The following is a 14,848-nucleotide window of genomic DNA, read 5'->3' as shown; positions in this document are numbered from 1 at the left end:
TTTAATCTCTGCTTAGAATGAGCGATTTGCGCCTTAAGGAATCTAACGTCAGTCGATTTTAAGCCACTCTTAAGCTTGCAAAAAATACCGGGTATCTTTGCCTAATATGCCTTTGTTCAGACACCATATCTTTGAAGCTTGGGCCTTGTGATAACTGAACGATCACTTCATCGCCCTCTTGTCTCAATACAGCACCACTAACATCGATACTGTTATTGTCATGCAACCTCAAGGTACCAGCCATTGAAAAGCCACGATAAACCGGAATGATGTTACGCATCATCAGGCGTACACCCTTTTCAGAAACTTCGCTGACATGAAAAAGCTCATCCTTAATTCGCATCACCGGACGTGCCTTTTGAGGGTACTTTAAGCGGTAATATTTGCGTTTCTGGGTGAATGAATCTTCACGCATTAGTGACTCCCTGTCTCTGTTATTTCGGTCAAGCAATAGGCTGTAGCTTCAATTGGTTTTAAACAAACACATTCATCAAATTGATAGCTAATTATTATATCGACTTTCCGAGCCAATGCTTTAGAGATTTATACAGAGAAACACGGATTGCTTAGCATTCAGTAAAAAATGAAAACTGAATCGGAAATGAAAACTAAGATGGAAACGAGAACTAAGCCGGAAATGAACTGAGCCAATAGCTAAAAACCCAATTCTTCGCGTCGCACCCTAAAGCTGAAACAATGCCAACTGAACGCTGAAGCCCACGAATAGAATCCCGCACACAATGTTCATCATTTGCGAGGTGCGCTTTTGAACTAACAAGCGCTTAAAGGTATCCGCCATTAAGATCACAACTAAGAACCACATCGACACCACTGACACTTGAATTGCACCGAGTATCAAACTGTCTGTCACAATCGTATCTGTTGAAACAAATTGAGGGAATATAGAAAGATAAAACAGAACAATTTTAGGATTCAGTAGATTAGTGAGAAGCCCTTTGAAAAATTGGTTATAAAGCTTACTTCCCGATGCACTGACCACAGAGAGCACGCCCTCTTGAGCGCGCAGCGCCGCACGAAAATGGTTATACCCAAGCCAGACAAGATACAAAACCCCTGCCCACTTTAGCCCTTCAAAGGCCATGGGAGTGTTCGACAGTAATAGGCTTATGCCGTTGGCCGAGATAAAGGCATGAAAAAAGAAACCACATGACACGCCCAACACGTTCACAAATGCGAACAGCTTCCTTTGAGTTAAGGCTGTGCTTAATACCAACAGCGCATTTGGGCCCGGGATAATGGCAATAAAAAACACGATAACAATAAACAGCCAGATACTGTCCCAACTCATTTCGTTCTCATTTCATGAACATTTTTAGGGCGGACATTGTACGTCCATTCAGTGCCATTACAATATGATAAACGCTTAATTATCGCGTATGGCTAACAGACATAATTCGCGCGTATAATGAATGTGTTTATCGTCTAACATACAAAACTGATTCTCTAACATTTGTAGCCCTGTTAGACTCCACCTCCCTTTTGATACTTGGTTCATTTATGTCATTTGCTAGCCTAACCCTTAACGCAAAAACCGTTTCCGCGCTCCCATCTCAATTCAATAAGCCGACAGAAATACAGCAAGCGGTAATTCCTACCATTATTGCGGGGAAAGACGTACTTGCATTGGCTCAAACGGGCAGCGGTAAAACATTGGCATTCGGCTTACCTTTACTGAATAACATCAACCAAGATGTAAATGAACTGCAAGCACTGATCATTGTTCCAACCCGTGAACTTGCATCTCAAGTGACCAAATCTTTAGAGCCGATCGCGACAACGCTCAATATCAAATTGGTAACGCTAACGGGCGGCGTGAATACTGATGATCAACAGCAACAATTATCGACTAAACCACAATTAGCCATCGCCACACCGGGCCGCTTACTCGCTTTAATCAAAAGTGATGAACTGGATGTAGCTCTGTGCTCATCATTGGTTCTTGATGAAGCCGACCGCCTGATCGACATGGGCTTTTGGCCAGATATTCAAGCGATTACTGCAGCACTACCAAGTAAACGTCAGTCACTGTTGTTCTCTGCGACACTTCCGCCTGAGTTAGTAGGTCAGGCGGAAGAGCTTCTTTCAAATCCAGTTAAAGTCACGACACACCAAGAAAACAGCGTGGTCGCGGCTATTGAAGAAACCCTGTATTTAGTGAACAAAGGCAGTAAAGCTCAAGCGCTCATCGCACTACTCAATCAACACACATGGCCGCAAGTATTGGTATTTATTGGCGCAAAAGACAATGCCGATGCATTAACCAAACGATTGAATAAAGCCAAAATCAGTGTGAGTGCGTTACATGGAAATAAGAGCCAAGAAGAACGAGAGCAAGCATTAGAAAGTTTCAAAAATGGCGAGACTCGTGTGCTTATCGCGACAGACGTGATGGCTAGAGGCATTCATATTGATCAGTTACCTGTCGTAATTAACTTCGAATTACCTTCTCACTCAGCAACTTACGTACACCGCGTTGGTCGTACAGCAAGAGCAGGAAGTACTGGCTGCGCGATCTCTCTGGTTAGCCACAGCGAAACTGACTACCTCAATGCGATTCGCACCTTGACCAATAAGCCGTTAGTGCTGCAACCATTGGAAGGTTTCCCTGTTACAGATAAACCTGCATCTGAAGCGACCGCTCGCAAGCGTCCACCTAAAGATAAAATGGCCAATCGAAGAACAGCCAAAAAGAAGAGCATTAAGCAATTTAAAAGCAAACCAAATAGCTCCAAGTAACCAGAAATAGCTCTAAGCAACCAGAAATAGAATGGTCAGCCCAGTTTGTACTGGGCTTTTTTATATGCAACAAAACATAAATTCACACCTAAAAACTTCCCTAAAGTTGCCAACTTAAATGACACTTTTGTGAATTATGATGCCAACGTATTGATTCTTGGTTGCTCAAAAAAAATACTCTTAAATCACGTTGACGTCCCTATGTCTGGCAACTAGATTTTTCTATTAGTGTCTACAACAGGAGGTCATTGAAATGAAACGTGCTAGCTCTACATATCGATTACAACTGATTAAGGAAGTGGCAACCCGCCGAGATCGTCAACATTCTAATGACCCGATGGCAAACTACATACAAACCCTAATAGATAATAAAGATGATTGTGATACTTCGGTTGAACGCAACCAGAGGTTCAGTGGCAGTCATTTTGATGAGCACATAGGTGGTTGGGTAAGCGACCACTGGGGTAACAAGTAGGACAACGAGAGTAATCCAACCAGCATAACCGCTGTAGAATTCGTCTCCGCATTAACCTATCATCTGCAACAATTCCCTATCCTAGAGTAAGCAGAAAGTGTCTGAGTTAAAAAGAGAAAAAGAAGTGATGGTTGCCTTCCAAGTGATACCTCGCGTTAAAGAAGGCAACAACTTCGAAGTGGTTGATAGAGCCATTGAAGTTGTGAAAGCTGCCGATGTACCTTTCCAAGTCGGTGCGATGGAAACCACGATGAAAGGTGAACTCAACCAATTACTCGATATCGTTAAAAAGGCAGAACAAGCTTGCTACGATGCAGGGGCTGTAGAAGTGATCACAAACATTAAGATTCACAGTAAAACCACCGAAGCCGATGATACATTTTGCACGTATCATCGTGGTGTAACGAAAGCGAATCACATGTTTGTTTAATAATATGTTTATTTCAGAAAGCTGAGCTTTAAGAAAGACTCTGAAGAACCAGTGGTGTTATTGAAAAGGCATGTCTGAGAGGTGAGAAAGGATTTCCATTCGTTCTTCTTCTGACATCGAATGCCAATCACGCGGAGTCTCTTCAGGGTCATCTTTTGCCCCGATCGGTTTTCGGTCCAGTGCTTTGACTGGCTCTTTTTTGAGTTTTACGTTCTTTTTATTCATACCGACACCACTCCTTCAGGTACAAAAGTACCTACCTTAATATTACACCCCAACCATTATGTAAAGTAATAGTTACTTCGGAGTTAAATAAAATCTAAATACTTCCTCTTTAGCCAAAAAGATCTCTTTGGGGACTTGTATTTCCCTCTTCATCGACCTGCTTACCAGCCAAGTTTTTTTGCTTCATTATTTTTCTTCTATAGCGCTGGCGACACAGCTTTATCACGTGCAATTGTTCTGACGGTGTCATCGACATCCAATTAAAGCGCTCTTCTCTTTTGCGCATACAACCATTGCAATAGCCTTTGTCATCGCTTGAACAAACCCCAACGCAAGGGCTTGGAACTTGGAAAAACTCTAACTGCTCCACCATGCCTCCTTACACATTCAAAATTACGCTTACTCTCTCAAAAATAAGCGATTAATTTGTCGCCTAGCTCATGAAATCCATACTAAACTATGACCTTATACTGACACATATAGTGTTTTGTAAACTATACTTTGAGCCCATCAAGTTACACTTATTCGGTAACTTCGTTCTTTCCTTTGGAGCCTTATAATATGAAGTTTAGTTCAAAAAAATTACTAGCAGTAGCCGCTTTACCTATGCTGCTAGCAGCATGCGCAACAACAGGTGACAACGCGATGCAAGTAACACCAACCGATCTACAGCACCATAATTGGGAACTTGCACAAATTGATGGCAAGGACATTGTGAAAAGCGAAGACCAAGCAACTCCTCGTCTAGAGATCGGCGAAAAAATGACTGCGAACGGCATGGCTGGTTGTAACAACTTCTTCGGTCAAGGCGAATTGAAAGACGGTCAATTCCGTATCAAGCAAATGGGCATGACAATGAAAATGTGTCACGGCTCTGCGATGGAAATCGAACAATCGGTTTCTGCTACTCTAAGCGAGTGGAGCGACGTAACCCTAACAAACGATACGCTAGTACTGAAAAACGATGTACACACGCTAACGTACACGATTCGTGACTGGGTAAACTAATCCGTCATCGACATCTGATATTGATTTAAGGAGCCCCAAGGCTCCTTTTTTATTGCCTGCTCAAAACCTAATCATTAAAAACGCTACTTATCGCCTTCTTTTCGTACCAACCTCCAATAAATATCAAAAAAACCTCATTTAGATGCAATTAATTCACCGCTTTAACGGTCTGTTCGTAGGATGGCAAAGGCCCCTAGTAATTGATTGAATTTACTGTTGAATTAGAAATTATTTCAGAAACAGATAGAATAACTAATAGGGTGAGTTGATCTTTCGAACAAAATTTAACCGCGAAAGGTCAACATGCCCTAGGGAGTTCAAAAATACAATGCTCTTGCCCGTTCACTACCAAATGGAAAAGTTTATGAACAAGATAGTAAGTACGTTAGGAATCATGGCAACCGTTGCATACAGCGCAACCATTTATGCTGATGAAGCAACATCAACCGATAGCTGGAACCAAATTGAACAGCAGGCAGAGGGAGAAACTGTCTACTTTCACGCTTGGGGCGGAAGCCAAGAGATCAATCGTTACCTACAGTGGGCAGGCAAGAAATTACAAAGTGACTACGGTGTCACGTTAAAGCATGTGAAAGTAACCGATATTGCGGAAACCACCACTCGACTGCTCGCTGAAAAAGCAGCAGGCAAGAACAGTGAAGGCAGCGTCGATATCGTCTGGATCAATGGCGAGAACTTCCGCTCGATGAAAGACAACGCACTATTGTTTGGGCCATTTACAGAATCACTTCCAAATTGGCAGTATGTCGATAAGTCTCTGCCAATTGATGTCGATTTCTCAGAGCCGACAGAAGGCTTAGAAGCACCCTGGGGCGTGGGACAACTGGTGTTCATTCATGACCAAGAAACACTGCACAATCCACCACAATCATTCTCTGAGATGTTGAGCTACGCTCAGGCTTTCCCGAACCGATTAAGCTACCCTCGTCCACCAGAGTTTCATGGCACGAGCTTCATTAAGTCTCTACTGATTGAACTAACAAACAATAACCCTGCGCTGGCTCAGCCGGTTTCAGAAGATAACTTCCAAGCGGTAACAGCGCCACTTTGGGCTTACTTAGATAAATTCCATAAAGTGGCATGGCGCGGTGGCAAACAATTCCCAGCAGGTACATCAGAAAGCATCCAACTTCTGGATGATGGACAACTCGACCTCGCGATTACCTTCAATCCAAACTCTGTGTATTCAGCACAAGCAAGTGGCCGTTTAGCGGAAACCACCAAGGCTTTTGCATTAGAAAGCGGCGCTTTATCTAACATTCACTTCCTTGCGATCCCTTGGAATGCCAATGCAACTGCAGGCGCTCAAGTGACCATCAACTTCTTATTGAGCCCAGAAGCGCAATCTCGCAAGGGTGACCTTAATGTTTGGGGCGATCCTTCAGTATTGAGCAGCAAATACCTCACTGGCAGTGCTAAAAATACTCAGCAATTTAAGTCGGTTGATGAACTACACCCAAGCTGGCAAAACGCGCTCGAGAAAGAGTGGCTTAAGCGATACGGTAACTAGTCTTCATGCTACGTGCTCTATATTTTGTTGTTATAGCTGTGTGCATTATCCCAACCATTCCTGGGGTAGCGGGAGTGGTGGCTTCGTCACTGAGTTTCATCCCGCCCCTAGGTTTAGAGGAGCCAACACTCAACGGTTTTGACCAAGTATTTCAATGGGAAGGGGCTTGGCACTCTATTGGCTTAAGCCTAGGCTCGGCGATTGCAAGCAGCTACATAGCCTGCTTCCTGACCTTTTGTATTCTTCAAGCCTCTTGGGGAAACAAGTTTTGGAGAAAGATAGAGTTAACACTATCGCCAATGCTTGCCATTCCACATGTGGCTTTCGCTATCGGCTTTGCTTTTCTGTTCAGTCCGACGGGGCTTGGCGCAAGAGCTGTACATCACTTGCTCGGCGAATCGGCTACGAGCTCTGAATTAGCGTTATTGGTGAAAGACCCATACGCTTTCGGTCTCATCATCATGTTAGCGTTCAAAGAAGTCCCTTTCTTGTTGTTGATGAGCATTTCGATACTTCAACAAATTGATGTAGAGCGTATCACTAAGGTGAGTGCTTCTCTAGGTTATAGCCGAGCTCAGATCTGGTGGAAATGTATTTTCCCACAATGGTTTACCAAGCTTAGATTCCCAATGCTGGCGGTACTCGCTTACAGTGTCTCGGTTGTCGATATTGCTCTGATCATTGGCCCAACTAACCCACCGACCTTTGCCGTTTTGGTATGGCAATGGTTCAACGATGCTGATCTTAACCTACTTCCGCGAGCTGCTGCTGGTGCCATCGTTTTATTTGGTTTAGCTTCGTTGATCATCGCCTTGGCGCGTTTAGTTGAATGGGCGGTTCTTAAGTACTTTCGAACTTGGCAGTATTCAGGACGAACAGGAGCTAACTTGCCGGGGAAAACCGTATTTACAGTGCTTGCTAGCCTTTCATTGCTGATCATTCCTTTAATGGTAATTTGGAGTGTTGCTCAGCGTTGGCGCTTCCCTGATTTACTGCCGAGCCGCTACAGCATGCGTTTCTGGGAGTTCGAATGGGATGGCATCATGAGTACTGTGGGTCAAAGCTTATGGATTGGTCTTATTGCAGCTTCAGTCGCTCTGTTACTTGCGTTGGTTGCTCACGAATACAGAATCAAATACAAGTGGCAAGTTCCGGGCTTCATTATCGCTATCCCAATGTTAATACCTCAACTCTCGGTATTGTTTGGTATGCAGGTCACGACCCTCTACATCGGCAGTAGTGCCTATGAGTTCTGGGTGATTTGGGCGCATGTTTTCTTTGCTTTCCCGTTTGTATACCTGTCTTTGGACGGCCCGTGGAAAAGCTTCAATGATGGGTTGATTAAAGCCTCGCTGAGCCTAGGTAAATCGCCATTTCAGAGTTGGTATTCGGTCAAACTACCAATCTTGCTTCCTGCGATTGCCTTTGCTTGGGCGGTCGGGATCAGCGTTAGTTTGGCTCAGTACTTGCCAACATTGATGCTCGGTGCGGGCCGTATTAGCACTATCACCACAGAAGCCGTTGCCCTAACCAGTGGTTTCGACCGCAGGGTGACAGCAATCTATGCCATTTGGCAGGCCCTATTGCCTCTGTTCTTTTTCTCTTTAGCGATATTAGTCAGCCGACTTCAACTTAGATATCGCCGTCTTACTTTTAAAGGTTTCCTAAGTAATGAGTCTGTACCTCAACGACCTCGCCATCCGTAAAACCGATGGAGATTCGCTGTTCTCAGCGCTAAACGTAACATTAGAATCTGGCCAAATACTGGCTTTGATGGGGCCGAGTGGCTGCGGAAAGTCGACCTTACTGGATGCGATTGCTGGTCACTTAAGTGAAGAGTTTTCGTATTCTGGCACCGTTGTGTTGAACGATATTCAGCTCGACGAGCTTCCATCACATCAGCGTGAGGTCGGTATTTTGTTTCAAGATGACTTGTTGTTTCCGCACCTCAAAGTATGGGAAAACTTGGCCTTTTCGTTACCGAACTCTGTTAAAGGTTCCGCTCGCCAAAAGCAAGCAATGGCTGCACTAAAAGACATAGAGCTAACTCACTTAGCTGAATCTTTCCCGGATCAAATATCTGGCGGTCAACGCGCAAGAATAAGCTTAACTCGTATGTTATTGGCGAAGCCGAAACTCGCCCTGCTCGACGAACCGTTCAGCAAACTGGACCAAGAGTTAAGAGCACAATTTCGCGATTGGGTGTTTGAACAATTGACCAAAGCGAATATCCCCACATTAATGGTCACGCACGACGAAGCCGATGTACCTCAAGGGGCAGAAGTACTGTCTTGGCCATGGAGAAGTAACCATGCTGGATAAGTACTCCATTAAGGTCATTAAGTGGCCATTAAATCAGTCTGCTAAGTTACTGAACCAATTGGGTATCACGGCCAATCAAACCACGTTATTCGGATTTCTGGTTGGGTGTTTAGCATTTCCAGCGTTAGCATTTCAGCAATACGAATGGGCGTTGGGGTTCATTGTATTCAACAGAGTATGTGATGGGCTCGATGGCGCTTTAGCTCGAATCCAAGGCATCAGTGATGCAGGTGGATTCCTCGATATCAGCCTAGATTTCCTTTTCTATTCGTTAATCCCGTTTGGATTTGTCATTGCCAACCCAGAACATAACGCCATTGCCGGTGCATTTTTGATCTTCTCTTTTATCGGCACAGGCAGCAGCTTTTTAGCATTTGCGGTTATGGCAGGCAAACGAGGAATCGAGAACCCCGTTTATAAGCACAAGTCGCTCTACTATATGTCTGGATTAACTGAAGGCACAGAGACTATCGCCTGTTTCATTGCCTTTTGTATTTGGCCGCAACACTTTGCGGTTATCGCATACACCTTTGGTGCGGCATGTTGGCTAACTACGTTCATGCGAATTTATTTTGGGTTCCAGACACTCAAGAATCAAACCAGCTAGTTTCAGTTTCTGCGTTCCTTTCAAACTAAAACGCCGCTCAATGATGAGCGGCGTTTTTTCTAACTAATGTATAGAATCAATTAAGCGTCAGCAGAAGCGCTTATCTTAAACCTCAGCACCTTTAGGCTTGAATCAAGGTCGACATCGACAAACTCAGGCGGGTTGTCTAAACGTTCAATAAACTCAACGCTTGGCGCTTCTTCTGCCATCGTTTCAATCAAGAAGTTGGGTGATACTGCTGGTGAGTTAACACAAGCAATCACTTCTCCACCTTCCGTTAGAAGTTCAGGCAAACGACGTAGGATCTTTTTGTAATCTTTGGTTAAAGCAAAACTGCCTTTCTGGAAAGATGGCGGATCGATGATAACCAACTCGTATGGACCACCTTTCTTAATTTTCCCCCACGACTTAAAGATATCGTAACCAAGGAAGTTTACCGAGCGCATATCGTGGTCATTCAAACGATGATTATCACGGCCTTTATTCAATGAACCACGCGACATATCAACATTCATACATTGACGAGCGCCACCAGCGATAGCCGCGACAGAGAAACCACAAGTGTATGCGAACAAGTTAAGAACATTCTTATCCTTGGCATTATCTTGTACCCACTGACGACCATTACGCATGTCTAGGAACAGACCGAAGTTCTGATTACGGCCAATGTCTAATTGATACTTAAGACCGTGCTCGACCACAACCGGAGAGTCATTCAACTCGCCCCATAGAACCTCTGAAGGCGCACCATCGGCGTAACGGTGTTGCAGAACAATGCTTGTGCCATGCTTTGATTGCCAAATATCTCTGTTAGTGAGTTCAACCAATCCAGCTTTGAGAGATGACAAGAATTCGCCGTCTACCTCTTTAAACACGTTAACCAGTAGTTGTCCATCAACCCAGTCACATGTCAGTTGTTCTAGACCAGGCCAAAACTTACCACGACCATGAAAGATACGGCGTAGTTCGTTTGGTACTTCATTAAGTTGCTGTTCAATATGACTAAAAAACAGAGGTAAAGCTGATGCTTCCATTATTTCACTCACTTAGTGTTTAGCTTTGGCCAAGTTAATGACCAAGGTTCAAGCCAACTGTCTAAACCATTAGACACGGTTTCTTGATGCCACTTCTCACCCAAGGAATCAAGGTTCCTTGGGTCACAGACATATTCGTAGGCTTGGGATTGATAGGTAAATCGAATCGCGAAAGCGTGCAGATAGCCTCTGTCAGCCTCACTCGATGGATTATAAATAGGGTCACCAACAATAGCGGAGCCGATCGACTTCATCGCGACACGGATCTGATGCGTCCTTCCTGTATAGGGCTTACATAATAGCAAACGCTCGCCGGGTGCTGCCGTTGCCGATAAAAACTGGGTAATCGCTGGGTTCTCTTTGGATGTCAGAAGCTTCCAACTAGAACGTCTTGAACGTTCCATATCACCTGAAATCAAACCCTGCTTTTTCTTTGGCTTTTTAGAACCGATCGCAAGGTAATATTTCTCAACCTCACGCTTTGCGAACAACTGCGAAAGCTCGCTTGCTGCCGAAGCATTCTTTGCTAGCAGTAGAATACCTGAAGTCATTTTATCAAGGCGATGTACAAGATATAACTTAGGCTCATTAATCGCTTGAGCAACTTCTTGAAGCAACATGGTATCGCCATCGTCTTTATGAACGCTGACGCCAGGGTGCTTGTTAATAAGTAAAAAATCAGGATGGTTCAGAAGGATATCGAACATGTAAAGGCTAGCTCCATTGTAGAACGTGGAGTATACCGCGTCTGAACCCAGATTCCAGCTACGAAAAAGCCCAACTAACTCAATTAACTCAATTAACTCAATTAACTCAATTAACTCAATTAACATTGGGCTTGTTTCTAATTGTTCGCTTTCAGTAATCGATTTTTAGTTCCGATTGAATGCGAACTGAGCACTAAGCACTAAGCACTAAGCAAGCTTGAACTTACCAACCAGTGCTTCTAACTCAGCAACCTTAGCATTCAAACCTGAAGTGTTTTCAGAGCTACGCGTCGCCAGTTGCAAAGACTGCTCAGAGATATCACTGATCGCCGTAATATCCGCCGCAATCTCTTTAGTCACAGCCGTCTGTTCTTCTGCTGCTGTCGCGATAGAGTTAACCATGCTTTGTACATTACCCGCACCGCTTACAATCGCTTCTAGCGCTGAAACAGCACCTGAGCTTTGCTCTACGCCAATCTCCACCAAACGGCAGTTATCTTTGGTGTAAGTCACCGCTTCTTGCGTGCCCGACTGAATCGATTGAATGATGCCAGACACTTCTTGTGTCGCTTTGGTCGTTCTTTCTGCTAACGCGCGAACTTCATCGGCAACCACAGCAAAACCACGACCGAACTCGCCTGCACGAGCCGCTTCGATTGCAGCGTTAAGAGCTAGCAGGTTAGTTTGCTCAGCAATGTCTTCGATTACCTTGATAACGCTACCAATCTGCTCACCGTGAGAACCTAAAGTATTCATTTGCAACGACATATCGCTCATTTGAGTCGACACTTGTTGAATACTTGCCACCATCTCAACAATCACGTTGCGGCCATCGTCTGCAGACGTTTCAGAGCGACGTGCTTCTTCATAAGTAGAAGTACCTTGTTGAGCCACTTCAGAAATGGTCAAACTTAGCTCTTCAGCAGCAGTTGCAATCAAGTTAGCTTTGTCTGCTTGAGCTGATGCGCCAGTCACGATGTCTTGGCTAATAGAAGAGAGCTCCCCTGTCACAGATTGAACTTGATGAGTCACAGACGAGATAGAACCTAGTAGGTCTACTAGCGATTTCTGCATCTGGTTAATCGACTTAGCAAGCTCAGCCAATTCATCACCAGAATCATCAATAATATCGCCTGCCGTTAGGTCACCATTTGCTACACGTCGTGCTACTTGTTCAACACGAGTCAGACGGTTGGTTATAGAACTAGACAATACGTACGCAATCACACAACCAAAGACTATAGCAATCGCAGACAACACCATAATGGTGCGCTCGATGGTAGTAAACGTATCGGTTAGTGTCAGTAATGACTGCTCTGTATCTGCGCGCTCACTTGCTGATGCTTGATCCAGCAAGTTCTCAATAGGGATAAGATTGCTCTCATACAAAGATCGTAGCTGTTGAATGTTAGCTAGTAGCGCAGCTTCATCATTGATCTTCGGTACAAGCTTTGATTCAAACTCTTGAGTGAAACGCCCCATCAGGTCTTCAATTCGCTGAATACGGCGATGGTCTTCAGATCCTCGACTCTCCAAACGTTTTGCTTGTTCGATTGCTTGAGTAAATTCGTTCTTGTTGGTTCGATAATCATTGAGTGCATTATCGACCAGAGTGATTGCACCCAGAGCATCTCGATAGACATCTCCAGCTTCATCGATCAGAACAAGATAGGTAACAGTGCCCGGTACATCGTCCATTCTGATCTCATCAGCACTTTTATGAGCGCCAATAACCTCTATCCATACAATACTGACTAACGTGACAAGCACCGCCAATATAGAGCCAAAACCGGCATACAGTTTCTTTCTCACTGACAATTTCACACAACACCTACTTAAATTAAATACGGACTGAACAGCCCTAACCAATAAATATATCGGCTAGCAAACGGATAACTTTAGTGAATGCATAACTTTTATTTTTCGATAAGAATTAAGTATTTAAAACAAAAAAAAGGGAGCCAATGGCTCCCGTTTTTTAACTTGCTTTAACTTGTGATTGTAGCTTCTAAGAGCTATGGTTTCTTAGAACTGTAGCTTCTTAGAACTATAACTTCTTAGAGATAAGCGCAGAGCCAGCAATAATACCAATACCTAGTAGCATGATTGCACCTTTACCGCTGTCGAAGCCAGAAGAGATACCCATGAACGCTACGATAGCGATAGCTACTGGGATGATGTACTTAACTAGTGTGTACCATAGACCGAATAGAGGGAAAGGTACTTCACCGTCGTTAGTGATTTCTTTCTCTAGGTCAGCACGGTTTAGTCTCCAACCAGCGAAGATACATACCAACATACCGCCAACTGCTAGGAAGATTTTATCCGTTAGTAAGTCGAAGATATCGAATGCACCAGTACCAAACAGTGTTGGACCGAAACCGCCAAGTGATAGAGAAGCGAAGATACATAGAATCGCCATAACTACACTTGCAGACAGTACTGCAGTCACACGCTTCATGCCTTTCTCGTCGATTAGGTAAGAAACCACAACTTCAAGTAGAGATACTGAAGAAGTCAGTGCCGCAACACTTAGACCAACGAAGAACATTAGAGCGAATAGAAGACCAACTACGCCGCCCATTTCAGCGAATAGCTGAGGGACAACAACGAATACTAGACCAGGACCAGCTGCAGGCTCCATACCGAATGCGAACATTGCAGGGAACATTGCAACACCAGCTAGGATAGCAACACCAGTATCCATTGCAGTAACCATAGCTGTAGTTTGAACTAGGTTCTCTTTCTTCTTAAGGTAAGAACCGTAAGTCAACATACAACCCATACCAAGAGATAGTGAGAAGAATGCTTGACCTAGTGCAGCTAGGATTACACCGCTGTCTACTTTAGAGAAATCAGGGCTGAATAGGAATTCAAGACCAGCCATCGCGCCCGGAAGCATGATGCCTTTGATTGATACCACGATAAGGATAATGAAAAGAAGTGGCATCAGGATCTTACCCGCTTTCTCAATACCACCAGAGATACCCTTCATAACAATAACAATGTTAAGTAGTAGGTATAGGCCCATCCACATAAGTGGTTGAACTGGGTTTGAGATAAAGCCACCGAAGCTGTCACCGATTGCTTCAGGTGCATCTAGTAGACCACCAGCAATCTTACCGATGTATGCGATAGACCAGCCACCTACTACAGGGTAGAAACCCATGATAAGTAGACCACTGACTACGCCGATAACACCAGCGAACGTCCAACGACGGTCAGTTGTTTTAAATGCGCCTACTGCTGATTTTTGCGTATGACGGCCAATAGCAAATTCAGTCAGCATGACACTGAAACCGATGAAGATTACAAAAAACAGGTAAATTGCAACGAATGCACCGCCGCCACTTTCGCCTGCTGTGTAAGGGAATTTCCAAATGTTACCTAGACCAACAGCAGAACCTGCTGCAGCCATTACGAATCCTAACTTCGAACCCCAGGTATCGCGGGGTGTTGTGGTTGTATTACTAGTAGCCACGTGTACTCCAAACTTTTGTGTTATGTGATGTTGTGTTTTGCTTTGGGTGGCGTCTTTAAAAGATAAGGTGTACAGATAAATTTACACACCTAAAAGATTTGATTGACGCTCGTTGTATGGCAAGTAAACCAGTTTAAGAATAAAATTGGAAGTCCGAACCGTACATATTTCGTTACCAATGTAAATTTTTATGGTTAAATGCCGACTTTTCATACAAAACAATCGTTTTCTTCTTAAGTTAACCAAAACTTAACAACTTTAACCTGTTTAC

Annotated in this window: 16 protein-coding genes; 8 read left to right on the top strand and 8 right to left on the bottom strand. The window is 44.1% G+C overall.

Annotated elements, in window-relative coordinates; all coding sequences use genetic code 11:
* Window positions 1-58: 58 nt before the first annotated feature.
* Both OQJ75_RS09235 and OQJ75_RS09230 read right to left on the bottom strand, forming a co-directional pair.
* Window positions 59-415, bottom strand: a complete 357-nt coding sequence (locus OQJ75_RS09235; RefSeq protein WP_048609429.1) for a hypothetical protein — start codon at window positions 413-415, stop codon at window positions 59-61.
* 267 nt (window positions 416-682) lie between these two features.
* Complete coding sequence (locus OQJ75_RS09230; protein ID WP_265972731.1) at window positions 683-1,309, bottom strand: LysE family translocator; 627 nt, start codon at window positions 1,307-1,309, stop codon at window positions 683-685.
* Window positions 1,310-1,518: 209 nt separating this feature from the next.
* On the opposite strand from OQJ75_RS09230, the gene OQJ75_RS09225 reads away from it, so the two are divergent.
* From OQJ75_RS09225 to OQJ75_RS09215, 3 genes are all read left to right on the top strand, one after another.
* On the top strand, window positions 1,519-2,757 hold the full coding sequence (locus tag OQJ75_RS09225) for a DEAD/DEAH box helicase (protein ID WP_265972729.1): 1,239 nt from the start codon (window positions 1,519-1,521) through the stop codon (window positions 2,755-2,757).
* 253 nt (window positions 2,758-3,010) lie between these two features.
* The gene (locus OQJ75_RS09220) at window positions 3,011-3,232 is read left to right on the top strand and encodes a hypothetical protein (RefSeq protein WP_048609426.1); all 222 of its coding nucleotides are present in this window, start codon (window positions 3,011-3,013) and stop codon (window positions 3,230-3,232) included.
* Window positions 3,233-3,359: 127 nt separating this feature from the next.
* Window positions 3,360-3,662, top strand: coding sequence for a thiamine-binding protein (locus tag OQJ75_RS09215; protein WP_248374857.1), 303 nt, complete (start codon window positions 3,360-3,362; stop codon window positions 3,660-3,662).
* A gap of 57 nt (window positions 3,663-3,719) precedes the next feature.
* On the opposite strand, the gene OQJ75_RS09210 is transcribed toward OQJ75_RS09215, so the two are convergent.
* Together OQJ75_RS09210 and OQJ75_RS09205 are read right to left on the bottom strand one after the other, a co-directional pair.
* Window positions 3,720-3,887, bottom strand: coding sequence for a hypothetical protein (locus OQJ75_RS09210; protein WP_009846446.1), 168 nt, complete (start codon window positions 3,885-3,887; stop codon window positions 3,720-3,722).
* A gap of 109 nt (window positions 3,888-3,996) precedes the next feature.
* Complete coding sequence (locus OQJ75_RS09205) at window positions 3,997-4,260, bottom strand: DUF1289 domain-containing protein (protein ID WP_265972726.1); 264 nt, start codon at window positions 4,258-4,260, stop codon at window positions 3,997-3,999.
* Between the two features lie 188 nt (window positions 4,261-4,448).
* Between OQJ75_RS09205 and OQJ75_RS09200 the strand changes: the two genes are divergently transcribed.
* The 5 genes from OQJ75_RS09200 to OQJ75_RS09180 all read left to right on the top strand — a co-directional run bounded on the left by OQJ75_RS09200 (window position 4,449) and on the right by OQJ75_RS09180 (window position 9,355).
* Window positions 4,449-4,895: an META domain-containing protein gene (locus OQJ75_RS09200; RefSeq protein WP_265972724.1), complete on the top strand. Its 447-nt coding sequence runs from the start codon at window positions 4,449-4,451 to the stop codon at window positions 4,893-4,895.
* 364 nt (window positions 4,896-5,259) lie between these two features.
* Window positions 5,260-6,426 carry an ABC transporter substrate-binding protein gene (locus OQJ75_RS09195; RefSeq protein WP_265972723.1) on the top strand — a complete coding sequence of 389 codons (1,167 nt, stop codon included), beginning with the start codon at window positions 5,260-5,262 and terminating at the stop codon, window positions 6,424-6,426.
* 5 nt (window positions 6,427-6,431) lie between these two features.
* A complete protein-coding gene (locus OQJ75_RS09190) occupies window positions 6,432-8,132 on the top strand; it encodes an ABC transporter permease (protein ID WP_265972722.1) in 1,701 nt (566 codons plus the stop codon).
* Window positions 8,098-8,748, top strand: coding sequence for an ATP-binding cassette domain-containing protein (locus tag OQJ75_RS09185; protein WP_052879894.1), 651 nt, complete (start codon window positions 8,098-8,100; stop codon window positions 8,746-8,748). The genes OQJ75_RS09190 and OQJ75_RS09185 overlap by 35 nt, the downstream gene beginning before the upstream one ends.
* On the top strand, window positions 8,738-9,355 hold the full coding sequence (locus OQJ75_RS09180) for a CDP-alcohol phosphatidyltransferase family protein (RefSeq protein WP_050650213.1): 618 nt from the start codon (window positions 8,738-8,740) through the stop codon (window positions 9,353-9,355). The genes OQJ75_RS09185 and OQJ75_RS09180 overlap by 11 nt, the downstream gene beginning before the upstream one ends.
* Before the next feature lie 80 nt (window positions 9,356-9,435).
* Here the strand turns inward: OQJ75_RS09180 and OQJ75_RS09175 are convergent, their stop codons facing one another.
* From OQJ75_RS09175 to OQJ75_RS09160, 4 genes are all read right to left on the bottom strand, one after another.
* Window positions 9,436-10,389, bottom strand: a complete 954-nt coding sequence (locus OQJ75_RS09175) for a class I SAM-dependent methyltransferase (protein ID WP_265972717.1) — start codon at window positions 10,387-10,389, stop codon at window positions 9,436-9,438.
* Between the two features lie 8 nt (window positions 10,390-10,397).
* The gene (locus OQJ75_RS09170; protein ID WP_016768584.1) at window positions 10,398-11,096 is read right to left on the bottom strand and encodes a TIGR01621 family pseudouridine synthase; all 699 of its coding nucleotides are present in this window, start codon (window positions 11,094-11,096) and stop codon (window positions 10,398-10,400) included.
* Between the two features lie 207 nt (window positions 11,097-11,303).
* Window positions 11,304-12,920 (bottom strand): methyl-accepting chemotaxis protein, encoded by a 1,617-nt coding sequence (locus OQJ75_RS09165; RefSeq protein WP_265972714.1) that lies wholly within the window; start codon window positions 12,918-12,920, stop codon window positions 11,304-11,306.
* A gap of 223 nt (window positions 12,921-13,143) precedes the next feature.
* A complete protein-coding gene (locus tag OQJ75_RS09160) occupies window positions 13,144-14,577 on the bottom strand; it encodes a sodium-dependent transporter (RefSeq protein WP_265972712.1) in 1,434 nt (477 codons plus the stop codon).
* Window positions 14,578-14,848: the final 271 nt, after the last annotated feature.

It is taken from the genome of Vibrio sp. 14G-20 (assembly GCF_026241515.1).
Taxonomy (GTDB): domain Bacteria; phylum Pseudomonadota; class Gammaproteobacteria; order Enterobacterales; family Vibrionaceae; genus Vibrio.
Note: the sequence above shows the minus strand (reverse complement) of the source record. Positions and strands in the feature narration are given on the sequence as shown.